24 protein-coding genes, 1 tRNA gene and 1 pseudogene are annotated in these 23,309 nt (G+C 42.8%); 14 read left to right on the forward strand and 12 right to left on the reverse strand.

Annotation, left to right across the window (positions count from 1 at the left end; all coding sequences use genetic code 11):
* Positions 1-357 precede the first annotated feature (357 nt).
* From NST94_RS11550 to NST94_RS11575, 6 genes and pseudogenes are all read right to left on the reverse strand, one after another.
* Positions 358-888 (reverse strand): GNAT family protein, encoded by a 531-nt coding sequence (locus NST94_RS11550; RefSeq protein WP_339173500.1) that lies wholly within the window; start codon positions 886-888, stop codon positions 358-360.
* A gap of 572 nt (positions 889-1,460) precedes the next feature.
* Entirely contained in the window at positions 1,461-1,712 is a 252-nt protein-coding gene (locus NST94_RS11555) for a DUF3951 domain-containing protein (protein WP_036686019.1), read from the reverse strand.
* A 618-nt stretch (positions 1,713-2,330) separates the two neighbouring features.
* Positions 2,331-3,416, reverse strand: a complete 1,086-nt coding sequence (locus tag NST94_RS11560) for a hypothetical protein (protein ID WP_081383511.1) — start codon at positions 3,414-3,416, stop codon at positions 2,331-2,333.
* 638 nt (positions 3,417-4,054) lie between these two features.
* The gene (locus NST94_RS11565) at positions 4,055-4,240 is read right to left on the reverse strand and encodes a hypothetical protein (RefSeq protein ID WP_038570197.1); all 186 of its coding nucleotides are present in this window, start codon (positions 4,238-4,240) and stop codon (positions 4,055-4,057) included.
* Between the two features lie 246 nt (positions 4,241-4,486).
* A pseudogene (locus NST94_RS11570) lies at positions 4,487-5,234 on the reverse strand (dihydrodipicolinate synthase family protein); the annotation flags it as partial.
* Between the two features lie 440 nt (positions 5,235-5,674).
* A complete protein-coding gene (locus NST94_RS11575; protein WP_248548063.1) occupies positions 5,675-5,842 on the reverse strand; it encodes a hypothetical protein in 168 nt (55 codons plus the stop codon).
* A 768-nt stretch (positions 5,843-6,610) separates the two neighbouring features.
* Here NST94_RS11575 and NST94_RS11580 point away from each other — a divergent pair.
* Positions 6,611-6,949, forward strand: coding sequence for an ArpU family phage packaging/lysis transcriptional regulator (locus tag NST94_RS11580; RefSeq protein ID WP_339173504.1), 339 nt, complete (start codon positions 6,611-6,613; stop codon positions 6,947-6,949).
* A gap of 94 nt (positions 6,950-7,043) precedes the next feature.
* On the opposite strand, the gene NST94_RS11585 is transcribed toward NST94_RS11580, so the two are convergent.
* The 3 genes from NST94_RS11585 to NST94_RS11595 form a co-directional block, all read right to left on the reverse strand.
* Positions 7,044-7,115 (reverse strand) — tRNA-Val (locus tag NST94_RS11585).
* Between the two features lie 151 nt (positions 7,116-7,266).
* Complete coding sequence (locus tag NST94_RS11590) at positions 7,267-7,569, reverse strand: hypothetical protein (RefSeq protein ID WP_036686108.1); 303 nt, start codon at positions 7,567-7,569, stop codon at positions 7,267-7,269.
* A 162-nt stretch (positions 7,570-7,731) separates the two neighbouring features.
* Positions 7,732-8,988 (reverse strand): copper amine oxidase N-terminal domain-containing protein, encoded by a 1,257-nt coding sequence (locus NST94_RS11595; protein WP_339281994.1) that lies wholly within the window; start codon positions 8,986-8,988, stop codon positions 7,732-7,734.
* A 160-nt stretch (positions 8,989-9,148) separates the two neighbouring features.
* Here NST94_RS11595 and NST94_RS11600 point away from each other — a divergent pair, with 160 nt between their 5' ends.
* The 4 genes from NST94_RS11600 to NST94_RS11615 all read left to right on the forward strand — a co-directional run bounded on the left by NST94_RS11600 (position 9,149) and on the right by NST94_RS11615 (position 11,411).
* Positions 9,149-10,222, forward strand: coding sequence for a site-2 protease family protein (locus NST94_RS11600; RefSeq protein ID WP_339191180.1), 1,074 nt, complete (start codon positions 9,149-9,151; stop codon positions 10,220-10,222).
* 99 nt (positions 10,223-10,321) lie between these two features.
* Complete coding sequence (locus tag NST94_RS11605; protein ID WP_076219148.1) at positions 10,322-10,534, forward strand: hypothetical protein; 213 nt, start codon at positions 10,322-10,324, stop codon at positions 10,532-10,534.
* A 107-nt stretch (positions 10,535-10,641) separates the two neighbouring features.
* Positions 10,642-11,085 (forward strand): GNAT family N-acetyltransferase, encoded by a 444-nt coding sequence (locus NST94_RS11610; protein ID WP_076129114.1) that lies wholly within the window; start codon positions 10,642-10,644, stop codon positions 11,083-11,085.
* Between the two features lie 86 nt (positions 11,086-11,171).
* The gene (locus tag NST94_RS11615) at positions 11,172-11,411 is read left to right on the forward strand and encodes a DUF3892 domain-containing protein (RefSeq protein ID WP_339281995.1); all 240 of its coding nucleotides are present in this window, start codon (positions 11,172-11,174) and stop codon (positions 11,409-11,411) included.
* A gap of 62 nt (positions 11,412-11,473) precedes the next feature.
* On the opposite strand, the gene NST94_RS11620 is transcribed toward NST94_RS11615, so the two are convergent.
* The gene (locus tag NST94_RS11620) at positions 11,474-12,211 is read right to left on the reverse strand and encodes an MBL fold metallo-hydrolase (protein ID WP_076129115.1); all 738 of its coding nucleotides are present in this window, start codon (positions 12,209-12,211) and stop codon (positions 11,474-11,476) included.
* 164 nt (positions 12,212-12,375) lie between these two features.
* On the opposite strand from NST94_RS11620, the gene NST94_RS11625 reads away from it, so the two are divergent.
* Together NST94_RS11625 and NST94_RS11630 are read left to right on the forward strand one after the other, a co-directional pair.
* Entirely contained in the window at positions 12,376-12,930 is a 555-nt protein-coding gene (locus tag NST94_RS11625) for a copper amine oxidase (protein ID WP_036686116.1), read from the forward strand.
* Positions 12,931-13,010: 80 nt separating this feature from the next.
* Positions 13,011-13,322 (forward strand): DUF1292 domain-containing protein, encoded by a 312-nt coding sequence (locus tag NST94_RS11630; RefSeq protein WP_036686118.1) that lies wholly within the window; start codon positions 13,011-13,013, stop codon positions 13,320-13,322.
* Between the two features lie 130 nt (positions 13,323-13,452).
* Here NST94_RS11630 and NST94_RS11635 read toward each other — a convergent pair whose 3' ends face one another.
* Positions 13,453-14,928, reverse strand: coding sequence for an aminotransferase class I/II-fold pyridoxal phosphate-dependent enzyme (locus tag NST94_RS11635; protein ID WP_036686120.1), 1,476 nt, complete (start codon positions 14,926-14,928; stop codon positions 13,453-13,455).
* 97 nt (positions 14,929-15,025) lie between these two features.
* On the opposite strand from NST94_RS11635, the gene NST94_RS11640 reads away from it, so the two are divergent.
* The 4 genes from NST94_RS11640 (at position 15,026) to NST94_RS11655 (ending at position 19,657) form a co-directional block, all read left to right on the forward strand.
* Positions 15,026-16,315: an MFS transporter gene (locus NST94_RS11640; RefSeq protein WP_076183344.1), complete on the forward strand. Its 1,290-nt coding sequence runs from the start codon at positions 15,026-15,028 to the stop codon at positions 16,313-16,315.
* 377 nt (positions 16,316-16,692) lie between these two features.
* Complete coding sequence (locus tag NST94_RS11645) at positions 16,693-17,289, forward strand: hypothetical protein (RefSeq protein WP_036686566.1); 597 nt, start codon at positions 16,693-16,695, stop codon at positions 17,287-17,289.
* Between the two features lie 259 nt (positions 17,290-17,548).
* Complete coding sequence (gndA, locus tag NST94_RS11650; protein ID WP_038570246.1) at positions 17,549-18,964, forward strand: NADP-dependent phosphogluconate dehydrogenase; 1,416 nt, start codon at positions 17,549-17,551, stop codon at positions 18,962-18,964.
* Between the two features lie 144 nt (positions 18,965-19,108).
* A complete protein-coding gene (locus NST94_RS11655; protein WP_254847616.1) occupies positions 19,109-19,657 on the forward strand; it encodes a shikimate kinase in 549 nt (182 codons plus the stop codon).
* A gap of 4 nt (positions 19,658-19,661) precedes the next feature.
* On the opposite strand, the gene NST94_RS11660 is transcribed toward NST94_RS11655, so the two are convergent.
* Positions 19,662-19,967 (reverse strand): rhodanese-like domain-containing protein, encoded by a 306-nt coding sequence (locus NST94_RS11660; RefSeq protein WP_076183347.1) that lies wholly within the window; start codon positions 19,965-19,967, stop codon positions 19,662-19,664.
* Between the two features lie 110 nt (positions 19,968-20,077).
* Here NST94_RS11660 and aroA point away from each other — a divergent pair, with 110 nt between their 5' ends.
* From aroA to NST94_RS11675, 3 genes are all read left to right on the forward strand, one after another.
* Entirely contained in the window at positions 20,078-21,370 is a 1,293-nt protein-coding gene (gene aroA / locus NST94_RS11665) for a 3-phosphoshikimate 1-carboxyvinyltransferase (protein WP_076129118.1), read from the forward strand.
* Between the two features lie 75 nt (positions 21,371-21,445).
* Entirely contained in the window at positions 21,446-21,880 is a 435-nt protein-coding gene (locus NST94_RS11670; protein ID WP_076129119.1) for a CoA-binding protein, read from the forward strand.
* 684 nt (positions 21,881-22,564) lie between these two features.
* Positions 22,565-23,233 carry a hypothetical protein gene (locus tag NST94_RS11675; RefSeq protein WP_339281996.1) on the forward strand — a complete coding sequence of 223 codons (669 nt, stop codon included), beginning with the start codon at positions 22,565-22,567 and terminating at the stop codon, positions 23,231-23,233.
* The last annotated feature ends 76 nt before the right edge of the window (positions 23,234-23,309 follow it).

The raw sequence follows: 23,309 nt of genomic DNA on the forward strand, positions 1-23,309 counted from the left end.
TGGTAGTAGTAGATTACCGCTCTAGATGGCCACATAAAAAGTCATATAGATTATGTAATGCCTCAAGAATAGCAGCAGCTACGACATAAACTAAAAGGTTGCTATTGATTAAATCATTTACCGTATTATGTTTTGTGAGTACAAACTGGAAGAATGTGTACATCGTTTGGAGGATGTGACAACAGTTGCTCTACTTAATACACAGTACGAAGATACAGTTCATTAGACGAGTAGGAGTATCCCTCTTCTCCCAAAGGCTATGACGAAGTAGCCGCAAACTATTCATTTAGTTGAGTTGAGCAACGTGAAGTAAATAAAAAGCCTACACCATAAAAATGTAGGCCCACCCATTAAAAGTTACTCTGTTACTAATTTTGAGAAAATGCTTAAATCAATAAACTTTCCTTTGGACTTTTCGCACTTTCTCATTGTTCCTTCGAATGTATAGTTTAACTTTTGCAAAACTCTGATGGAATTATTGTTTTCGGGTTCGACTTTTGCTTCTATCCTGTTGAAATTTAAAGTGTTGAACGCATAATCCATTAGAGATTGAATGGCCTCAGGAGCATATCCCTTACCCCAATAATCTTTACTAATATCGTATCCAATCTCTGCTTTAGCATTTGAAGAATCTATAGAATTATAACCGCAGGAACCAATTATGCGATTTGATTCTAACTCAATTACGGAATAACGAATAGCTTTGTTTTCCAAAGACAGGTTATTAAGAATTTTAATCATTTCTACTGCTTGGCTTTCCTCAGTGAAACTATTGATATTCATAAACTTTGTAACCTCTGGATCAGACCAAATGTTAAACAAACTAGCAGAGTCAGATAATTTCATTTTTCTTAATATTAGTCTTTCGGTTTGTATTTCTGTAATCAATATATTACCTCCATTATCTATTTATTTTGGGGTTAAGATATCGATATCTGCGCATAGTTCAGTCCCTTCAATATTTAATTCAACACTATTATAACGTAAGAGTTTTTTTATGTCACAGTACGAAGATACAGATCATTCAAGGAGTAGGAGTGTCCCTCCAAAGGTCATGACGAAGTAGACGCATATTGCGAAGTATAGAGGCTATCTAGCGGTAATGCAGCCTATTTCTCTTTTGGCAGAAGTAATGTTCTTATAAAAGCGCCAATACAACCAGAAAGAATAATAATCATTACAACATTTAGTGATCTAATAAGTACCGAAGATGAAAAAATTAATTGAAGGCTTTTTTGTACGATGATAATTCCAAATACCAAAGACATGGTGATTAAGAATGTTTGGATAGATATTTTCAAATCATTAATTCCTCTCTAAACAAATTACCAAAATCTAAATTTAGTTTAACAAAAAATGATTGAGTGAAACGTAGTGCGAAGATACATGACATTAAGGGATAGAGGAAGTTACAGAAATCCTCTCCCAAAGGCTATGAAGAAGTAGCAGCCTATTGCGCATCAGGGAAGAGAAGGTCGTCGTTTTGATAATGAAATGATGTTTTTGTCCTTATCATCACCATGGTCTGCATTTTCTTCTATCTCTTTTTTCTCATCGTGAAACTCAACAGGAGATTGGGCCGTGATGTAGTCAAATGGAGTGTAATTATTATTTGGTAATTTTCTTGTAAGGATTACCTTTACAATGATGATTCCTAATGAGAGATAGAAAATCGCGCCTACTCCAGCCAACATGAACAGTACTAATCTCATTGTTAACACCGCCTTTGTTTGATTTTATAATCAAATGTTAATATTTACAAGATTCAGGCTGCTGAGTACTATTCATTCGACTGAGATTTGATGCACAGTAGGAAATGCTTGGGCCACTAGATTTTACAAATGGTGGAACCTTCGAACATACGAATGAAGTGTAGCACAATAGTCATACCTACACATGAAGTGGTTTGACAGTTATAAATATTAATTACTTTAAAGCATCACAGAAAGGTTGTTTTACAGACACCATACTCATATGGATATCCGATCTCATCTTTAAATGTAACCTCTGCACCATATCGACAGATACTGCTCTTAGAGACAGAACCTTTAATGTTGTGTATTTCATCTACTGTGCTTCTTGGTAATAAGATAGGTTTTTAGATATATCTGTTTCTAACGATAAGACCAATTTTTATGTAGTTACTACATTGAATAATAATGGAAAGTTAAGTTTCAAACAAAAGCATCAGCTACCCCTCAGAAGGCAGATCAACCTGAATCAGAACCATCTGGTGATCGCGTAATACTCACAATTACATTAATAACTGGTCTTGAAAAAGTCAGTGTGGCGGCGGTGCCCCGACTGCTGTATTTCTGTAACGTTTCCGCTTAATTGGCTTTGTCAGAAGCTTCATAGATTAGGCAGCGAAGGGTCTGATCGGGATAGCGGAACTCCGCGGTATAGCTACTTCCATCTTCCAGCAACAGTTTAACATCCACCATCCCGCGTTTGTTGTTAAATTCGGTATCGGTTAGATAAGCTTTGATAATGGTTCTTGTTTCTCCCTGCTTGTCCGTGATGACCTGCACGGCTTTATGAATCCAACTGGCATCCTTCTGGATGGTGCCGGCTGCGTCGTCGTCGATGGGAGTTCTCTTCAGTGCCAAATTAATGGCTGTCGTATCCTCTACGGCACCGGTTGTTGCATTAATCAACACATCATATTCCCAGAATACCTCGCCTGATCCGAGCAGGGTAAGCGTCTTGTAAGGAGCAAAATGAACTGTCCAGGTTGGACGTTTGGTTAGTCCCAGCTCAATCAGCATTCCCGATGTTTTTAGCTTGGACACGTCGGCATCGAACAGCTTGCGCACACTGTCAGAGGCCAGTGCCTCAGCTTCAACCTGGCTGATTTTCTGAGGCTGAAGCTGAGGTACAGTCGGATTTCGTTTGGACACGAAGTAATTCAGCCGGTAGTACCAGTCAATCAGCTGTAACAGTTCCTCATCAGTCATACTCCTCTCCGGGTAGGTGTACGTATTGGTTTCTAAATCTAGATACAAATCTGCTTGTCCAGCCTTTAACGGCAGCTGCTGCTTGGGGCGGAGGCCGTCATACACATACTTATCGTCCAACACTTGTCTGCGGTTGATTTCGGATTCGGTTTCTTCCCGACCTGAAGTATGGGGATCTTCTGCCTTGTCTATAAAGTCATAGATTTGCTGGATTTGCGCTGCTGTCATCTGTTGATACAGGTCTTGTTGTATGGTGGATACTGGCGCCGGCGCCTCCACCTTCAGCACGGGTATCGTGCTTTCACTCAAAGCCAGCTGGTTACTGCCCTGAATTGATGAACTGTTCTTGGCGAAAACTACGGAATCCATCAGGCTGGGGACGAGCAGCGCACTGGCTGCAAGCACACCAGCTGAAAACAGGATAACAACTAATGTAGCGGACCGCTTTTTCTTGTTCAATCGGATTACCTCCATTGGGATCTAAGATGATGAATCTTTATACATCTTAACACCAAGTTATTATAGAATTAGGAGGATAGTTGTTATGGAGTTGTAAAAAGATCGGATACTTCCCCTTCACCAAGGACAGTCAGGAGTTAATCTCAATTTTGTCCACGTTTTTCTTCAAGAGCCACAGCTACAATGCAAGAAGTGTCTTTACAATAAAGATGTGCCAGAAGCGGGAAGTGTTTACTTAGTGTCGTATTTACATCGATGTGATTAGTCATAACTTTTCACCTAATTGGAAGTATGATTCGTGGGATAATTACATGAACAACAATAAAGTTATTAAGATGGACTTTAAAGCAGAAAAACGATTGGTTGCGAAGAAATAGATAGTTCGGAGAACAAGGAGTTTTTGTACTGATGAACAATAAAGATTTTCAATACAGAGAGACATACTTTATTGTGGGGAATCCAGCAACTCTATGGATACTCATACTTGGATTGGTTTCGTTTGGAACCAGATCCAATAGGTCATCTTATAGATTATGGTGGGATTGTAGAGGGGATGCACCGGATCTATTAAACTTGCTGGATCTCATTTTGTTTGGAAGTGATTTGAATTTAGAGCATGCATTCAATAACCTACGATATCACACTTCTTTAATCCGTTTGATCGCCCAAGAAGGAAAAGAAAATAAACCACTCTTAGTTCTTATTGTGAAGTAACCTGAAGAGTCGCTCTCCTGACAAAAACCAACATATGTCTCTCCACTGACTAAATGTATTTGTAGTTGTAATTCTGTTTCAATTGCGTGAAAAATCAGTGTGAGATTCATATTATAGCCCCCTTGCATAAGATGATTATATTCATAAAATACCCACTTCATTGTTAATGAACGCAAAATAGTTGACAATTGACAATGTTGTAATATTTTAAGCGTGATTTTGGCATAAGCATGTCTATAACAAATACCCCCTCAATCACTTAAGGTTGATGGGGTATTTGTTATATTGATGAAAACTAACGATCCTTACCAGTGTTATAGAGCAGCATATATACTTCCCAATGAATTATATTAAGTTTATACAGTAAACTTTAATTCCTTTAGAATGATATTCAGGTGATTCCTAACGGATTTGTTTAATGGTTGTAAAGGCAAGGGAAGACTAGGACTTTTAATTAAGCCGATTATTTCAGCAGCTGCTGAAATCACTCGAAGGCTACCGTAGCTATTGAATAACTTCCAGATCGGTTTTAGTAATGTTGAAAGGTGTTGTGCTTCTTCTAAATGGCCACTTTGAGTCATTCTTGTGATATCTAGACATAACCTCGGAAATAAACCACCTAGCACTTAGTACCATAAGTCACAACCTGCACTCAAGCCTGGATATGCGGATGGATTCCCGCTTATTCCAAACGTAACATGGAGTGGAATAACAGCTCTGAGTTTTTCTACAGCAATTCTGCTGTGCAGCTCATCACTGAAATGGAAATGTGAAGTGCCGGGATTATCATAAACACAAAGTGGAATGGAGAGTGAACTTGTCACCTGTTCGTATAGAAAAAACACTTCTTCATCTGTTAGCGCCTGAAGGAGATAGGAGCCAAGAGTACTGCACTTGCCCCAGCTTGTTGTGCATCTTCCGCTAATCGAAGTACTTCTGAAGTTCGAATCGCACTTATGCTTGTCATCACGGGAATCCCTTCAGCAGAACTAACAGCAAGCTCAAGGACACGCAAACGCTCCCCTCTACTAAGAGATACGCATAGTTACCAGTTGATTCCAGTACACCAATTGAGTCTACTCCTGCCTTTACCAATTCTTTAATAAAAAAAGGGACCAATTTTAGAGGCTAGGTGTTGTTAAAAAATATGAGTTGCCACGTTTGTCCCGTAGCGATTTAGATTCAGAACAAACATAAAATAACCTGTCAAGCTTATGCCTGAAGGGTCTATTAGTGCTTATACGATAAACTCTGTAAATACTGGGCTTCGAAGCATGCCAGATTTGGTCCGGGACTCCAGATGTACAAACTCCGTATCCTTACCTTTGTATATCAAGATATCAAAGAAGGCGTAATACGCTGGGAGTGTCCCAGTGAGTTGAGTTATTTTATCAGTTTGTCTCGCTTGAAATCGGCTCATAACAGATTCAAAATGGGATACTCTCAGTACGAAGATACATGGACAGAGAGGGTTAATAGCCCTCCTCTCACAAAGGTTATGACGTAGTAGATACATATTGCGACATGAAAAAAGATAAAAATGCTTATGCATCCTTATCTTTTTCAAGTAATTCTATTATTCTGTCTAATTTTTTCTCTATGCTAGTAGTTTTATCTGAAACCTTGTTTTTGGTTCCATAATCACCTTTTAACAGTAAAACCAAGGGAATTGCCAAAACAAATACCAACGGTATTAAAAAAAAATATTGCAAGATAACACCTCATTAAAAGTTTTTATTTAAGTATAACAAATTTCAAAAAAAGACTCTCTCCCACAAGGAGGATATAAGAGATAGTTTGGCTGTACTGAACTTATAAAGGGGATGGATAATCTTCATTTCTTACCCATTAAAGATATACCATAGTAATCCATAAGCTATTCCGAAGTAAGCAATCACACCTAGTAAAGAGATGGATAAAAGAATAGTGATAACTTTCTTACCGTTCATAAAATTCACCTCTTAATTAATATAGCACGGATTTAGGGAGGAACTGACGTCAACGTGGATTGAGATTATTTTAGCTTTTATCGCTATCCTATCTTTTATTTCAGCAGCTGACAAAGAATCTATTCTTTACAAGCAACGTGGCATGCACATGGCAGCAATATGTGTTGCTTCAATTATCGCACTAGCTGCAGACGTTATTTTTTCATAAAACCCAAATTTGAGAGGAGTAATTATAAATGAAAGTTCATATAGCAGCACATTTCAATAAGCAATCTCAAATGAGCATCGAGGAGTTCCGTGGTGATGACGAAGAAGAGGATCATGAAGAGCCAAGAGAAGACGTATGAGGAAGGGTTAATCCAGACGGTACGATTGAATTGGAAGACAAGGACCAACTCACTCTGGAGGAGGTAGCTGCTTCAGGAGATAAGAATGGTCCGGTAATCCCGAAAAATGATGACGATCTGCCGTTTTAAGATGGTACACGCCCCGGCTTCGGTCGGGGGATTATTTACAGTGAGGTGATAGCAGGTGCAACAAAGCTTCCTGCCAGAGATAGATAGAGAACGGACGCAGGCTGCGGTTGAAGCGGCTTTTGATAAGTATCGAGAGAATAAATTCCTAACTTTTGAGGAACGCGAAGCAGCCACGACAGCAGCATGGTCAACTACTCCGAGAAGCGAAACGGGAACAACTTCAGATCAAACCGCGAATATTGCCATACACAATGTTGATAGTTTAGCAGCACGTAAGGAGTACTGTGAGAGAATTGAAAGGATTGTAAATAGGCTTCCACGAATGGAATCATTTTTGATTAAAGAAAGATATATAATAACCGAATATGATTACATCACGGATCAGAAGATATAGGCAAAGCTTATCAAATTCGTATCATGAAGGATTTCAATAGAATGATAAGTGAATAGAAAACAAAAAAAGCCTTGAATATCAAGGCTTTCACGTATAGGACGGATGGGGTTCGAACCCATGACCCCTACCCTGTCAAGATAGTGCTCTCCCGCTGAGCTACCGTCCTGCGACGAAATTTATAATACCATACGATAGAGTAGGATGGCAATTCTTTTTTATAATCAATATAGATGTAGAGTGGTATTATATCTTAATTTTCTCCGATTAAGTAGTTAAATAGCTAGAAAGGGGATGACCCTTCATCCCCCTGCACCGAGTCAGATAAAAAACGGGAGTAGAAATAGACTGCTTATTCCGAAAAAAGGGATACGGCGTGGATAGAAGCGGCGTCTTGGGTAAAAGCCGGGCTGGAACCCGAATTGTCTATAGTTCGACTGCTCGGCAGGCATTCCGTTCATACGATCGACCATTTCATTGCTGGGAACCGCTAGGGTGATATAGTTCTGATCCACGTGAGCGATGAAGCCGTCAAAGGATTGACCATCAGTCGTTACTATACCTACATATTTATTCATGCAATTCCAAGCGACCTGTTGATGAAAATTTGTATTTGATTCCATGGATATCCTCCTCGAATGTTTCAATCCTGATAACAGTCTATGGTCCTTTGCCTACAACGTTCACGGCGTTTGCCTATATGTAGGAAGGTTAATTTTCAGGGATAATCACTGAGGAGGATTCGATTAGTTCTTTAATCTATACACATGCTTGTGCTGTACTTTCTAATCAGTATTATTCTTGGAGTTATTGGAATGAGCTTCAATGGAGTAGATAACTTCTTTTTTGCCAGTAAGCGGGGAGTCATTTATAAAATACAATTTGTCACCGCTCCGTTTTACGAATTTCAAAGTATCTCCTTTAAAAGGAACATCGTTATTTTCCGCATATTCCTGATCCTTTGCTGTGAGTAGCTCCTTATACAAAAGGGTTCGCTCGCCTGTTTGGCGGTCGATTAAGGTTAGCAATCCATTCTGATTTCCACGAAGCAGTATGATTTCTTTATCAATGCTTTCTACATAGTAAGCATCTTCCTCGCCACCCAGCTTTACAAGATCAAGAGTATCTATTACATTGCCTGTGCCGTCTTGGATGAAACGTAAGGTATTACCATCATGCAAGATGAGGTTGCCATCATAAGGTTTGAAATCCGCATCTCCTCTGAACTGGTAAGCGAATGTGGCCTTGCGTAGTAATGCACCATTTTTGAATATGAGTGTGATTTCGCGTGTATTAATATGAGGCTCTCCATAGGAATCAATAATCTTAATGACTAGCAGACCCCCCGCCGTTTTCTCGATCTTCATTCCTGCCCAGTCAAAGTTTGTTTGGAGTGAAGTGAGTTTTATCACCGTATCCTTGCCTTGTGAGACATATAAATCACCATTAGCTTTGACCAGCGTATAGGTACGCCCTCCAAAGGATTCTGTGAAAACATTGTAGGTCTTCAGATCATCTGCTAAAAGTGTGTTCGTTGTGGAGTCCAGACGGAGATGGCTGCCTTCGAAAGCCTTAACGATAAAACGGGCCGGCACATATATCCCATCTTCTTTGGATTTAAAAGGTATTCCTCCTAGATCTACCGCTTTCCCGTCAAGCACGCCTGTTTGACTCCCGATTCGAACAGCAAAATTTTTAGTCCAGCCTTTGAATAGAGCACGTTTGCCGGATTTATCCCATTCCATTTTTAAGCCAGCTTGCCCAGCGATCCCCCGAACATCTACGTAGATTACACCATTTTTGAGCAGCGCAGGTCCGCCTATGTTTCCACCAGGAACGCCAAATTGGTAGTATACTTGCGAAGTATTAGCAGAGGAAGCTTGGGCGAGCGCAGAGGACTCCGATACAGTTAATGAAGAGCTTGCTGACATGGTGGCAGGGAGTAAAAGTGTTGAGAGCATTAAGACGGATAACCAAGCTTTGGAGTGAAAAGAGAGCATATGAACCAACCCTTTCTTTATCTGGCAGTAAAATTTATCCAAGATAGTTGGTTTGACGCTGAAACGTTTCTAAAAGTTGCGTCGTATACTTTCCAAAGGGCTCACTGTAGAAATATCCTTAATGCTTCTATGATAAGATAGATGGAACTGTACAGTAGTTTCTTAAAATTGAAAGATAAAGGAGCTTGTGATCTTGCCGCAAATGCAAAATGAGCAGAAAAAGAATACTTCTACTCCGCTGAAATGGTTGGGGGGCGGAGCCGCCATGCTCCTGTTAAAAGGAAAGGCGATTTTGTCTCTGCTGAAAATAGGTAAAATTGCCGGGCCGTTAATTTCCATGATGGTTTCGATAGGGGCATATGCTTTGATTTATCCGTGGGGGTTTGCTATAGGTATCGTCCTGCTTTTGCTTGTTCATGAATTGGGACATGTCATAGCCGCTAAGCGGATCGGGTTACCCGTCAGCGCTCCGTTATTTATTCCTTTTTTAGGCGCGTTAATTACTATGAAAAAACATCCGCTGGATGCGAAGACAGAAGCGTATGTTGCTTTTGGCGGACCGATTCTGGGTACTATTGGGGCTACTGCTGTTTTTGGAGCGGGATACTATATGGATAGTCCGCTTCTTTATTCCCTGGCTTATATAGGCTTATTACTTAATTTGATTAATCTGCTGCCAATCCATCCGCTAGACGGTGGACGTATTGCTACCGCAGTTACGCGCTGGCTGTGGCTTGTGGGTCTGGTGGGTGGCTTAGCTATAATCGTTTACTTGCGTTCGATTTTGTTCTTTATCATCTGGGCAATGTTTGCTTACGATCTGTATAATAAATATGTGAAAAGACGTAACAACAACCGCCCGCAGTCTGTGACTAAGGGGTTCTTAATTCCCGTGGAGCCCTTGCGAGAGGCGGGTTACATGATTCCAGGAGCTGAGCATCGCCGGGATTTACCTTTTACTACCTACAGTGATCTAGAGAGACAGCAGTATGTTGTGGTCAGATGGGACCAGCTGAATTATTATGGCAAAGCTACACTGCCACAGCAATGTATTATTGAAAAGGTAAGAATTTCGCAGCTGGAGCAAGTAACGTTAGAGAATGGTCTTCATTTAAAGATGCAATGTGACATCAGCTGTACCGTGCACGATAATGATAAGTATTACGATGTGCCAGCCAGTACACGCTGGAAATATGGAACAGCTTATTTTGTTTTAGCAGGCTTTTTGGTTGGGATGATGTATCTAGTCCATTTGGTTGGAAACGTCAATCTCTAAGAGGGCAACTGGAATGAATAGCTCCTATTGTTTATAAAGCTCCTGAATCGTCAAAGCTGTAGTGAGTATAACTGCAGCTGCGATGAAAGGAGCTTTTTTATGTCTAAAATTGTGAAATGGGAAGTCGGCGTTTGCCTAGTGTTACTGCTGGGTGTAGTGGGGTGCTCTACGGTGAAACCCGCAAAAGTTATCGAAATCAATGAGATGACCAATCTGGATGGCAAATCTAAAAGTCAGTATCCTCCGTTGTCACCTGTGATGCAAGACGTATATAACCGTTCAATCCCTGAAGAAGTATATTCTGTGGATTAGTCTACTGAGAGGTTAAGGATTCCATGTGTAGGCTTTTCTTTCTTGTCATTATTTTATATAATAGACAACTATCGTTGGCTATATAGAGAGAGGAGTTTGCAACTAACATGGCGGCAGAAATCTTACGGGTAACTACAGAGGAACAGCTTCAGATGGGGCTGGATATCCGCACTAAAGTATTTGTTGAGGAACAAAAGGTACCGGCCGAGGAAGAAATTGACGAATATGATGCCATCAGTCCGAATGCGCACCATATTCTGATTATAGATGAAGGGATACCTGTAGCAACGGGTAGATTGATCTATTACAAAGCAGGTACGGCTAAAATGCAGCGCATCGCCGTATTGAAAGAATATCGGGTCAAAGGATACGGACGTGTCTTGTTACTGGCGATGGAAGAGCTTGCTCGGGAGCTTGGACTGGAAGCTTCAATTCTAGATGCTCAGTGTCAGGCAGAGAATTTCTATAAGAAACTCGGCTATGAAGTTATTTCTACAGAGCCATTCTATGATGCAGGTATATTACATGTACGGATGCAAAAAATGCTTTAAAGATTGGTGCACATAATTATTGGACGCTCTACGCAAGCTAGGATGTGCCGAATGATGGCAAATCCAAGTGCAAGGGGCGAGCTAAAGTGCCAAATAACGAACGTGAATCTTTCGTAGCTGTTCAAAAAAATGGGAATGGCGATTTAACAAGCTTCCAGACCTCTACAGGACGTGTGCTGGCGTATGACCAAGCCCTGCAAGAAGTACAGGCCGGAAATATTGCCGGAGTGAACGCTTTTAAAGGTAAGGATGGAGAAACTTATATTCGCGGAGATGCGGATGGAGATCCAACTAACAATCTGGATAATTTGCCGACATTTTCATAGTTCAACACGAAAAGCCGTACATACGTCTACAGACGTTTATGTACGGCTTTTTTTTGTAAAGATCAGAGTTTATAGTTCACATGCTGCTCTAAAAATTCCATCTCTCCTGTAAGTCCGACGAAATCTGGTTGTTCATCGCTATAATGCATGAGCTTGATCCGCTCGCGAACATCTTTAGGCAGAGACATCAGCTCTTCCAGCGTGGTGTGAACAACGCCTGTTCCACCTAGTTGGCAGTCATGCAGGATGATCCGGATCCCGCGCTCCCGCACAAGGCTAATCAGTAGATCCGGCTGAAAGGTCATGTCCGCACTATAAAAAATCTCGTTGTTTATTAGAAGGGAATAACTGTTTTTCCCGGGAATATGCGGTGTTTGTATGATCTCTAATGAAAGAGTAGGAGAGAGCTTGTAGGTATTTTCAGGCTGCATGGGCTTAACATCGAAGATATCAGATAAGGAAGATACAGCATCTTCTTGGTATAAACCTCCCTTTAACGTATTGTTCCACAAGGGCTCTATAAGTGTCTCCGGAAGAAGTAAGGTCATTTTTTTACCGTGCACATGCTTTAAGGTTAGCGCAAGCTCTTCCAGCCCTCCAACATGATCTGCATGAATATGTGTAATGAGCGTAGCATTTACGTCACTGAAGGATTTTTCAAGTCTATGCATGGCAAGCGGGGCTGTTATCCCGCAATCAATCAGCAGGGTGTAATTTTCATCTAGCAGCAAGCCATTGTTGTTAAAATATTTTTTCGCAAAAGCATTGCCTGTTCCTAGCATTTGTAGGCTTAGACTCATAAGAAAGAACCCTCCTGAAATCGGTTATAGCTAATGTTTCTACTTCGAATAAGACCATAATATCATTTTTCGCAAGATCAATGAAATATTTACCTGAAATCAGCGCAACTTGCTGAAACAAAGTAAGTATATATTAACAGCATGAATTATCTGGAGGGTCTCAAATGAATAGATGGAAAAAAATCACTTTGTGCGTGTTTGCTTTTTCCTTAATGGGTGGCTCATTATTATTCGCCGATTCCGTTAATCAGAAAATTAGAGTATGGAGCAACGGAAAAGAAATTGTAGACGGCGGTTATCTAATTGATGGAAAAACGTACATTCCTGCTAGAGAAACAGGCGGGGTTGTTACTTGGGACGGTTCTGGGAAAGTTACGATCCTTAAACCTAATGTCCATATTGTACTTTTTAAAGGGGATACGGTTTTTGGCAATGTCAATGTAGGCAAGCTGAAAATAAAGATATTAACTCAGGTAGATAGTCTGACCGAAGAGATTTCAGCTGTGAAAGTGGCCATGACAGATCCGTCTGGAAACGTTAAGGATATTCAGTCACAGGTGCTTGAAGGCTCGCAGAAGGATAATTTCTGGTTTCCAACCTCGGAGTTTACTTATGATTTTAAAGAAGCGGGCAAATACCGGGTAGGCTTCTATATTAAGCCCTCCAAAAATGCCGATTACGTACTTGTGTCGGAGAAGGTAATAACAGCGTTAAATTAGGTGTTCTAAATTGACCTGAACTAATCTAACGTGGTACGATACCAGATGTAGGATAATACAATTCAAAGTGAGGTATTACAATGAGCGATCACAAACATGAGCATGGTGAAGCATGCGGTTGCGGGCATGATCACGACCATGAGCACGAGGAGTTTGTGCTGACCTTGACGAACGAGCAGGGCGAAGATGTGGAAATGGTGCTTGTAGAAACGTTCGACATAGGCGAGAAATTATATGCTCTGTTGTTAGAGCGCGAGAATCCAGAAGCAGACGGCATTATTCTGCGTATGGAAGAAGAAGACGAAGAAATGGTATTGTATAATATCGAAGATGAAGAAGAATGGAAAGCTGTTGAAGAAGCTTACAACAATCTGCTTGCTCAGCAAGAATAGATTCTAGCGACTAAACTTAAGCTGTTCTATGTGAATGGAACAGTTGATGCTTATATACAGAAACCCGATACTCATTATGGTATCGGGTTTTTGTATAAATGATTTAAGTTTTTAAGGAAAAAAATAGATCTTAGGATATAGGATCGGCTTCAACAATCACCTTAACATTAGTGATGCTGCGGTCCTCAGGCCCTTTAACCGGCAGGCCGATTTCGACGTGGTCGATAATGTAGTCGATATTATCCTGAGTAATGACTTCGCCAGGGAGGAGAATCGGTATCCCCGGTGGATATACATAGATAAACTCTGCAATGATGTACCCAGCAGATTCGCGGAACGGAACTAACTGAGTGTCAGCATAAAAAGCATCTCTTGGAATTAAAGCAAGCTGCGGGATTTCTGGAACCTGAACCTTCAGTTCATAGATTTCACCCTTGCTATAATGGATAGCGGATAGCACCCGTAAAGCAGCTAATAATTTATCTACTGATTCTTGAGTATCACCTGGGGTAATAAGGCAAAGAATATTATACATGTCACTCAGTTCAACTTCGATGTTGTATTTCTCACGCAGCCAGTTTTCGGTTTCGTAACCAGTGATCCCTAAATGGCGAACGTGAATGTTAAGTTTGGTTGGATCTAGATCGAAAGTTGCTTCTGTTCCAAGTATTTCTTTACCAAAGCTGTACAAGCCTTCGATAGTGTTAATGGTCTCGCGTGCGTAGTTGGACAATTGGATGGTTCTTTCCGCCATTTCATGTCCGTTCAGCGCGAGATTGCGTCTAGATGTATCGAGAGACGCTAATAAAATATATGAGGTTGATGTTGTAGTCAGCATGCTCATAATGGTCTGCACCCGTTGTGGGTTAATCAGCCCAGTCTTCGCATTTAGATTCAGTACCGAGCTTTGCGTCATGGAACCACCAAGCTTATGCACACTAGTGGCAGCTATGTCCGCACCGGCCTGCATGGCCGATACCGGCAGATCCTCATGAAAATGAATCAGTACTCCATGTGCCTCGTCCACCAGAACGGGTACCCCGTAACGGTGAGCCAGGTCGACAATCGAACGCAGGTCGGCACATACGCCGAAGTACGTTGGATTGATAACTAGAACTCCTTTAGCGTCTGGATGACGCTTTAACGCTCGTTCCAGCGCACTGGTGGTTATGCCGTGATCTATCCCGAGATTCTCATCCTGTACAGGCGAGACGAACACAGGCTTGGCTCCGGAGAAGATAATGGCCGACATTACGGATTTATGAATGTTACGCGGCACAATTATTTTTTCACCCGGTGAGCAGACAGAGAGGATCATCGTCATGATGGCATTGCTCGTGCCCTGTACGCTAAAATACGTATAGTCGGCGCCGAAAGCCTTCGCAGCCAGCTTTTGAGCCTCCTGGATTACGCCAGTTGGCTGATGTAGATCATCAAGCGGTGCGATGTTGATTAGATCTATGGATAGAGCGTTATCGCCGATAAACTCACGGAATTCGGCATCGGTTCCTAGCCCCTTCTTATGCCCGGGAATATGAAATTGAACTGGATTGCCGGCGGCATGCTTTTTTAGAGCTGTGAAGAGGGGAGTACGGTGTTGATTCATTTAATGCTGTCACAACCTTTCGCGAATAGTTAATTTTTAAGGCAAGCATCAGTATAACAAAACAATCTTCAGAATACTAGGATTTGGATGTGATAGAATGTCCACGAAAGCTGAACAACGGATGAATATTAGTTTAGCATCACCATTTATTGTTGAGATGTGGGTAATTATTTTTTTAGTTGAATTTGTTAAAGGTTCGCTGCTTGTTGCCTTATTGCCAGTGTATATGGAGAATATACTGGGGCTGTCGGTGACAGTAGTGGGATTCGCTTTTGCCCTACAGTATTTGGGGGACAACGTCTTCCGCAGTCCTTCAGGCTGGGTTATGGAGCGCATAGGGTTCCGCTGGACGATGACAAGTGCATTGCTGCTGATTCTAGTAGCCATTGGTTTGATCATCTATGCCAAAACGGCCGTTGCGTTATCCATCGCCTGTCTCATTCTTGGGATCGGGACCTCACCGCTTTGGCCATGTGTGATGACCGGGATTACCGAGCTGGCCGGATCAACCAAAAGCGGCAGCAGTGGTGCGGCCATGGGCGCTGTTGAGATGGCTTCTCTCGCAGGAACAGGAATCGGTCCAATTGTTGTGAATTTTTTAATGGATCAGGGTGGACAAAGCTATCACGTAGCTTTTCTAGTCTTGTTAGGTTGTGCTGCCGCTGTAGTTGTAGTAGCCCTTTTCTTACCTAAACGAATCTCTTCTAGCGGGTCTCATGCTGTCGTGAGGGACATGCATGGACTTGGCGGAGCAATGGAGCGTAAAAAGCTTAGTCCGTTAGAAAGTATAAAAAGAACGCTGCATCAGGTGAGAACTACCCTGAAAGTCAGCAGATGGCTGTACCCGGCGTTGTTCCTACAGGCCTTCGCCATTGGCTTGATGACACCTGTAGTTACCTTGTTTGCACGTACAGAGCTGCATGTTAGTCCCAATCAATTCAGTTTGCTCCTCATTGCAGGGGGAGGGATTACAGTTCTTGCACTTATTCCCGCAGGTAAGCTGGTGGACCGTATAGGGACAACGGTGTTTCTGAATATAGGTTTTTTGTTAGCTGCCTTTTCGCTGGCCTTTTTCTCTCAGGTTCGCTGGCTGCCACTTGCCTTTATCGCGGTTGCGCTGGTCGGTATAAGCTACGCGCTTATCCTCCCGGCATGGAATGCCTTTCTGGCTAAGCAAGTTCCTAAGGGGGAACGAGGGACGGTCTGGGGGCTGTTCTTGACACTCCAAGGCTCAGGAATGGTAGCGGGGCCAGTATTGTCAGGTAGATTATGGGATCATGTAGGACATGGTGTCCCATTCCTGGCAAGTGCTATTGTAATGTTGCTGCTCTTCGGGCTGCATCTGCTTATCGTGCATAGAACGAAACAGAAATTTAAGACTAGCTGAGGAAAAAAAGCCGCTGATAACCGGAGAATGATCCGGTAAATCAGCGGCTTTTTAGAAAATTAGAATGATATACGATATAACGGAAGTAAGTTTCGAAGGTCTTCTGTATGACACTGTGCAGCTGAAGGACTAGAACGTTTATGCTCCAAAAGGACTAAAAGGCATTAAAATTCTCGATCAGCGTTTGGAGAAAGGCTGTTGCGGGTAAAAATAGTCAATAAACCAAGTTACCGCTACATAAACTGAAGTATAAAATAAGATTAAGACGAACGCAAAAAGGAAGTTAACTCAAGAAGAGGTCCGGCAGCCATGATTACTCTGGAATTGAACTAATGAAGGTTGGCTTTACAGATGTGAAGCTGTTAGGGGGGAGTGCCGTGAACAAAAACGACGAGGTGGAGTATTGTAACCTGGAACTGCGGTTCGACAGACAGCATATCCAGGACCTGATCAAGGATTTGATTCAAGAAGGTTATTCCCTATATTGGAGCGAGAATGAACAGGTCTTTGTGATTTCGGTCCGTACGGGTCGTAAGTTAGTGAAATTGCGGTTTCAAAGGATTAAAGACGGCTATAAGCTTGTGGGTGATTATATGATCCGTGATGCTCGCTTGTCAGAGTGGATGGAGAAATTAATTGGGGATATGCGCGGGCATGCAATCGTTAAACGTTTCCGGGATCGGCAGATTATTATTGAAAATATTTTGTTTGGCGAAGTGATTCGCCTAGTTGAAATTTCTGGTTATCAGCAGCGCGTGTTATATCAGAAGGGACCTATGCTCACAGATGAGGAGCTGACAAGACTCTTTTATTCTATTGAAGGGGAAGAACGGGTTCGCCAGCGGAGAATTGAAGTGGATGAACAGTTGGATCGGTTAAATGATGCCCTAAAGGCTGGAGATACGGTTCGCGCGGACAAATGTCGAGCTGAGCTTGCCTTTTTGACCAAGGAATTGTTTATGTTAGAATGGTAAGCAAGTGCCGCAAATGTTCTTTCAAGGCACCCCGTTCATCGGGGTGTCTTATATTTGTATTGGAACTTGCAGACAGGGGTTCACTTCTGACGTTAAAAACGTTAAAATAGTCATTGTGATCATTTCTTAGACTGAATTTGTCAATGAAATTGATCTCTATTCGCAGGGCAGGCTTTGCTGTCTCTGATAAAGGGTGGTATTCTTATACTGCGAGAAATGGATTTCACAAAAATATAGGGTGCAAAGGGTGGAGGACCAGATGGCAAAACAACAAATCGGCGTTATTGGCTTGGCGGTAATGGGCAAGAATTTGGCTCTAAATATCGAAAGCAAAGGTTTTTCCGTATCCGTATTCAACCGCTCCCCGGAGAAGACACATGATCTTCTTGCTGAAGCGGAAGGTAAAAACCTCGTAGGCACATTTTCCGTTGAGGAATTTGTAGCTTCGCTGGAAACACCGCGCAAAATTCTGATCATGGTTCAAGCTGGTAAAGCTACTGATGCTACCATCGAGCAACTGCTGCCGCATCTTGATCAAGGCGACATCATTATCGATGGAGGGAATGCTTACTTCCCTGATACAGTTCGTCGTAGTAAAGAACTGGAAGAAAAAGGTTTCCGCTTTATCGGTACTGGAGTTTCCGGTGGTGAAGAAGGTGCTCTTAAAGGTCCTTCGATTATGCCAGGTGGTCAAGAAAGTGCGTATAAACTTGTAGAGCCTATCCTAACGGCAATCTCAGCCAAAGTGGACGGAGAGCCTTGCTGTACATATATCGGACCTGACGGTGCAGGACACTATGTTAAAATGGTGCACAACGGTATCGAATATGGTGATATGCAATTGATCTGTGAAGCTTATCAATTGTTGAAAGATGTTCTAGGTCTGGATGCAAAAGAACTTCACAATATTTTCAAAGAGTGGAACAGCGGCGAGCTCGACAGCTACCTGATTGAGATCACTACTGATATCTTTGCTCAATATGACGAAGAAACCGGCAAACCTATGGTTGACGTTATCCTTGATTCTGCTGGCCAAAAGGGTACTGGTAAATGGACAAGCCAAAGCTCACTAGATCTTGGTGTACCTCTGTCCATGATTACTGAATCCGTATTCTCCCGCTTCCTGTCTGCTATGAAGGATGAGCGCGTAGAAGCAAGCAAAGTGCTTAACGGACCAGAAGCAACAACATTTGAAGGCGACAAAGCCGAATTCATCGAGAACGTGCGTAAAGCATTGTTCGCGAGCAAAATCGTATCCTACGCGCAAGGTTTCGCTCAACTTCGCGTAGCTTCCGACGAATATGGTTGGGATCTGAAATATGGCGAGCTGGCTAAAATCTGGCGCGGCGGCTGCATTATCCGTTCCCGTTTCCTACAAAATATCACAGATGCTTATGAGAACAATGCAGAGCTTAAGAATCTGCTTCTTGATCCTTTCTTCAAGAATGTTATGGACAATTACCAATCTGCATGGCGTAAAGTCATTGCTTCTGCGGTAACTTTGGGTGTTCCAGTCCCTGGATTCTCCAGCGCATTGGCTTACTATGACAGCTACCGTACAGAACGTTTGCCTGCTAACTTGCTTCAGGCTCAACGTGATTACTTTGGCGCTCACACCTTCAAACGTGTGGACAAAGAAGGCGTCTTCCACCACAACTGGATGGCAGCGGAATAATCTAATTGACTGTATGACAAGCGGCCCGGACGGCTTCACCAGAAATGGGGAGCCTTTCGGGTCTTTTTTTACTGGAAGAAGCGGATTGTCTAATGTTTTGACCCTGTGTTATGATATGACAAATATCGCGGTTGGAGGATAGTCATGGCTGGGGATACAGAAGAACTAAAAACGATGAGTCAGGAAGATAAGAACAAAAACATTATTTTAGTAGGGATGATGGCGACTGGTAAGTCAACTGTTGGTGCTATTTTGGCCGAGGAGCTGGGCTATGAGCTGGTTGATTTGGATCATGTCATTATTGAGACTGAAGGCAGAAGCATTGCAGAAATCTTCGCAGAAGATGGTGAGGAATACTTTCGAGGCGTAGAAACTGCGGTTCTAAAGCAAATGCTAGAGTCTGAGAATAAATTAATATCCACTGGTGGAGGCGCGGTATTGGCGCCGGGGAATACAGCCTTAATGCTGAGTAAAGGGCATGTAGTTGCGCTAACGGCAACTGAGGAAGAGATTATTGCACGTGTTAGCGGGGATGAGAATCGTCCGCTGCTCGCCGGCAATGCAGAAGAACGGGTCAGACGAATCATGGAAGATCGCCAGGATGCATACCTATTCGCGCATTACACGGTCGATACAACGGGACTGACTGCGGCAGAAGTGTCGCAACATATTTTAATGCATTACCGCGGTTGAGCTTTTAAGAGAGTGACTCATTCCATTCAATCATACCGCCGCTGAGGTTCGCAGCGTTATAACCAAATTGCTGTAGATATTCGCAGACACGTTGGCTGCGGGCACCGGAACGGCAAATGAAGATCACTTTGGCATCGCTTGGAATATCCTCAGTACGGTGCGGAATTTCTCCCATAGGGATATGTTGTGCACCGGGAATCATCCCAAAGGCCACCTCTTCGTCTTCGCGAACATCGATGAGTACAAGGTCTTCACCTGTCTCTATACACTGCCGTAATTCTTGCGGTGTGATTTGTGGTACATTATGCATGGGTTTGACCTCTTTTCATCAGAAGAATGGTTTAATGATAACACAAGAACAGAATACCCTGTCAAACGAGCATTACATACCAACTACATCTACTAAGGAGAGTTTATATTATGGACGTTATTGTTAGGCCAACGCCATCTCTGCAAGGAGAATTTGGAGCCCTCTCTTCCAAAAACTATACGACACGTTATCTGCTGGTTGCGGCATTGTCTGAAGGAGTAAGTACGATTTATCATCCTGCACATAGTGAGGATAGCGACGCGATCCGCCGCTGCATAGCAGATTTGGGTGCTGTGCTTACAGAAGATGAGGAAAAGATTGTGATTCAAGGCTTCGGACGTCACCCAAAAGACGTTAAAGAACTTAATGTAGGAAATGCCGGAGCAGTACTGCGTTTTCTTATGGCTGTGGCCGCGTTAAGTCCTGAGGTTACTTTTGTAAATACGTATCCAGACTCATTGGGCAAACGTCCGCATGACGACTTGATTGTGTCGTTGGAACAGCTAGGTGTTCAGGTGGAGCATAATGAAGGGAAACTGCCGATCACGATCCGTGGGGGTAAACCGGTTGGAGGCAGAATTACTGTCTCTGGTGCAGTAAGCTCCCAGTTCTTAAGTGCTCTACTGTTTCTGACACCATTGCTTGAAGAAGATAGTGAAATTATTGTCCTCGATGATTTGAAATCGAAGGTTGTCGTGGGCCAGACCTTGGAAGTGTTGGAGCAGGCAGGTATTGTGGTGCACGCCGCGGATGATTACATGTCCTTTAAAGTTCCAGGTCGTCAAGCTTATGCAGCTAAATCATATACTGTTCAAGGTGACTACCCAGGCTCTGCGGCAATCCTTGCGGCGGCTGCGGTTACAAAGTCGGATGTGAAAATTCACCGTCTTGCAGAACAAAGTAAACAAGGTGAAAGAGCCATTGTTGATGTACTGCGGATGATGGAAGTTCCTCTTACACATGAAGAGGGTACAGTACATGTCCAAGGGAACGGTATCCTAAAAGCTGTTGAATTCGATGGAGATGCTGCAACAGATGCGGTACTGGCCATGGTGGCTGCTGCAGTATTTGCAGAAGGTACCTCCCGATTCTACAATGTTGAGAATTTGCGCTATAAGGAATGTGATCGCATTACCGATTACTTGGCAGAGTTAACCCGTGCCGGAGCCAAGGTAGAAGAACGCCGCGATGAGATTATTGTTCACGGCATGCCCGAAGGTGTCGAAGGCGGAGTCACCATTAATGCGCATTATGATCACCGCGTAATTATGGCACTATCCGTAGTAGGCTTGCGTGCGCGTCAACCTCTTTTGATTAAGGATGCACATCATGTGGCAAAATCTTATCCGCAATATTTTGATCACTTGCGTGCGCTTGGTGCGAATGTGGAGTGGGTACAATAGGAATAAGGGAGCTAGCGTATCTAGCTTCAGTTAAACAAGGATCATTAAGTGTAATTATGGAAAGGGGCACTACTTATGAGCTTTGAGAATCCAAGTCGGGAGCAGATCGGAGATATTCTTGCTTCCGCAGGTAACATTGCTGTTGTCGGCTTATCAGACAAAACAGATCGTACCTCTTATATGGTCGCGGGCGCCATGCAAAGCCGGGGATATCGGATCATCCCCGTTAACCCAACGGTGGACGGGGAGATCCTGGGTGAAAAGTGTTATCACACTTTAGCTGAAATTCCAGATCGAGTGGACATCGTCAATGTATTCCGTCGAAGCGAACACTGCGCAAAGGTCGCGCAGGAGGCAGCTGACATTGGCGCACGTGTGCTGTGGCTCCAGCAGGGTATAGTTAGCGCGGAAGCCGCTGAAATTGCCGCTGAGCACGGTATGATCGCCATTATGGACCGCTGCATCAAGGTCGAAGAAGCGATCACAATGCATGGTCGTAGCCGGCAGTAGGTTCGGTTATATAACTGTTAAACTAAACACCGAGTTAAATGTGTAGTGATTATAGTTAGCGTTGACCAACGGACGTAACAAGGAAATGACGAAGAACGAACTAGCTGGCGAAGAACGAACTAACTGGTGAAGAACGAACTAGCTGGTGAAGAATGAGCAAACTGGTGAAGAACGAACTAACTGGTGATAAACGAACTAGCTGGTGAAGAGCGAACAAACTGGCGAAGAACAAACTAGCTGGTGAAGAACGAACTAGCTGGTGATAAACGAACTAGTTGGTGATAAACGAACTAGCTGGTGATAAACGAACTAGCTGGTGAAGAACGAACAAACTGTTGAAGAATGAGCAAACTGGTGAAGAACGAACTAGCTGGCGAAGAATGAACGGGCTGGTGATGAACGAACTAACTGTTGAAGAATGAGCAAACTGGCGAAGAACGAACTAACTGGCGAGAACGAGCAAAGGTGAAATAAACTAACTAGGTTTAAATTTATGATGCTGTGGCTAATGCAAACTTAGATGATTAAGTTTAGCCAAAATAAGTGGTATTGTGTAACGCATGGTGCGATTTCTAATGCAAATCGCCTGTTGAGCTAGTTATAATGAGATTAGACGAAGAACGTCCTTTAACCGCTTTTTGCGGTGAAGGGCGTTTTTTTATTTTGTAGGGGAGGCTATAGGTTATGGAGTTTGAAGAAGCGCATGGTTTGTTTATCGACCAGCATATGAAATCAAGAACAGGTGAAAGAAGAGGGAGGCTGGTTAGAGGACATAATTTTGCGGAAAAGCTATTTTTGCAGAATGTATGGTGGCCTATGTTTGAGTCCCTAGACGATTTGCATCCAGAATACGAAGTATATGACTGGAATCGCAAATCACAATTTCTGGACTTTGCTTATCTTCCACAGACGGGCAGCAGCTTTGGGATCGAGTGTGATGGATATCAAAGCCATGTGAAAGATATGGACCGCGAGAAATTCAACTATTCAGTAAATCGGGACACTTTTTTGACTGGGATGGGCTGGAGGATGATTCATTTTTCTTTTGATGATATCCAGCAACGTCCCGAGGTCTGCCGGATGCTGTTGCAACTGGTGCTGGCGCCTTACTTGGCGCGTAAATCTGCTAGCGTAGCTATTTTATCTGAGGAGAAAGAGGTTCTGCGTTTCGCTTGGCGTCTCGGTAAACCGGTTCGTCCAAAGGATGTGGCCACGAATTTCTGCATTAATTTCCGTACGGCGCGTCGATTGCTGCAATCATTAAGTGAGAAGGGGTTGCTAGAGCCGGTTAATCAGGGAGAAAGAATTCGGTATTATGAGGTGAAGGCTCTCAGACCAGATCAAATGTGGTAAGAGGATCTTTAGAGGCTGCGCAAGGGAATAATTGCACTTTATACAACTAAATCGCCGAAATAGTTATCTAAATGCG

Origin of the sequence: Paenibacillus sp. FSL H8-0282 (assembly GCF_037963825.1) — a bacterium.
Classification (GTDB): domain Bacteria; phylum Bacillota; class Bacilli; order Paenibacillales; family Paenibacillaceae; genus Paenibacillus_AQ; species Paenibacillus_AQ odorifer.

Bases quoted from the DNA above. Each gene is read 5' to 3' on its own strand.
- NST94_RS11610 (WP_076129114.1), top strand. From the start codon at position 10,642: ATGGCGGCAGAAATCTTACGGGTAACTACAGAGGAACAGCTTCAGATG.
- NST94_RS11660 (WP_076183347.1), bottom strand. From the start codon at position 19,967: ATGCATAATGTACCACAAATCACACCGCAAGAATTACGGCAGTGTATA.
- NST94_RS11670 (WP_076129119.1), top strand. From the start codon at position 21,446: ATGAGCTTTGAGAATCCAAGTCGGGAGCAGATCGGAGATATTCTTGCT.
- gndA (WP_038570246.1), top strand. From the start codon at position 17,549: ATGGCAAAACAACAAATCGGCGTTATTGGCTTGGCGGTAATGGGCAAG.
- NST94_RS11620 (WP_076129115.1), bottom strand. From the start codon at position 12,211: ATGAGTCTAAGCCTACAAATGCTAGGAACAGGCAATGCTTTTGCGAAA.
- NST94_RS11600 (WP_339191180.1), top strand. From the start codon at position 9,149: ATGCAAAATGAGCAGAAAAAGAATACTTCTACTCCGCTGAAATGGTTG.
- NST94_RS11675 (WP_339281996.1), top strand. From the start codon at position 22,565: ATGGAGTTTGAAGAAGCGCATGGTTTGTTTATCGACCAGCATATGAAA.
- NST94_RS11605 (WP_076219148.1), top strand. From the start codon at position 10,322: ATGTCTAAAATTGTGAAATGGGAAGTCGGCGTTTGCCTAGTGTTACTG.
- NST94_RS11590 (WP_036686108.1), bottom strand. From the start codon at position 7,569: ATGGAATCAAATACAAATTTTCATCAACAGGTCGCTTGGAATTGCATG.
- NST94_RS11630 (WP_036686118.1), top strand. From the start codon at position 13,011: ATGAGCGATCACAAACATGAGCATGGTGAAGCATGCGGTTGCGGGCAT.
- NST94_RS11555 (WP_036686019.1), bottom strand. From the start codon at position 1,712: ATGAGATTAGTACTGTTCATGTTGGCTGGAGTAGGCGCGATTTTCTAT.
- NST94_RS11640 (WP_076183344.1), top strand. From the start codon at position 15,026: ATGTCCACGAAAGCTGAACAACGGATGAATATTAGTTTAGCATCACCA.
- NST94_RS11625 (WP_036686116.1), top strand. From the start codon at position 12,376: ATGAATAGATGGAAAAAAATCACTTTGTGCGTGTTTGCTTTTTCCTTA.
- NST94_RS11635 (WP_036686120.1), bottom strand. From the start codon at position 14,928: ATGAATCAACACCGTACTCCCCTCTTCACAGCTCTAAAAAAGCATGCC.
- NST94_RS11655 (WP_254847616.1), top strand. From the start codon at position 19,109: ATGGCTGGGGATACAGAAGAACTAAAAACGATGAGTCAGGAAGATAAG.
- aroA (WP_076129118.1), top strand. From the start codon at position 20,078: ATGGACGTTATTGTTAGGCCAACGCCATCTCTGCAAGGAGAATTTGGA.
- NST94_RS11565 (WP_038570197.1), bottom strand. From the start codon at position 4,240: ATGAATCTCACACTGATTTTTCACGCAATTGAAACAGAATTACAACTA.